At 46.8% G+C, this 526-nt stretch carries 1 protein-coding gene; it reads left to right on the forward strand.

Annotated elements, in window-relative coordinates; all coding sequences use genetic code 11:
- Positions 1-526 (forward strand): phosphoribosylformylglycinamidine synthase subunit PurQ (locus A3739_RS07700; protein ID WP_197472167.1); only part of this gene is annotated, 526 nt, incomplete at both ends.

Genomic DNA, 526 nt, shown 5'->3' on the forward strand with positions numbered 1-526 from the left:
CGTAGATCTAGCTGATTTTAATGCGCTTGTTGCATGTGGTGGCTTCTCTTATGGCGACGTACTTGGTGCAGGTGAAGGTTGGGCAAAATCGATTTTGTTCAATGAGCAAGTTAAGAATCAGTTCCAAACATTCTTTGATCGTGATCAGACCCTAGTCTTGGGCGTGTGTAACGGCTGTCAGATGTTGTCGAACTTGCGTGAGCTTATTCCTGGTGCAGATTTATGGCCGCATTTTGTGCGTAATCGCTCAGAGCAATTTGAAGCGCGTGCAGTGATGATTGAGTTGTTAGAATCAAATTCAATCATGTTGCAAGGAATGGCGGGAACGCGTATACCGGTCGCTGTGGCGCACGGAGAAGGGCGCGCTGAGTTTAGTAATGACAATGCACTAGCTAGCTTACAGGCACAGTCTCAAGTTGCATTGCGTTATGTTGATAACTATGGTTCTGCGACGGAAGCTTATCCGTTTAACCCTAACGGATCTCCTGAGGGGATAACGGGTTTAAGTTCTTCTGATGGTCGTGTG

It is taken from the genome of Oleiphilus sp. HI0067, from assembly GCF_001635735.1.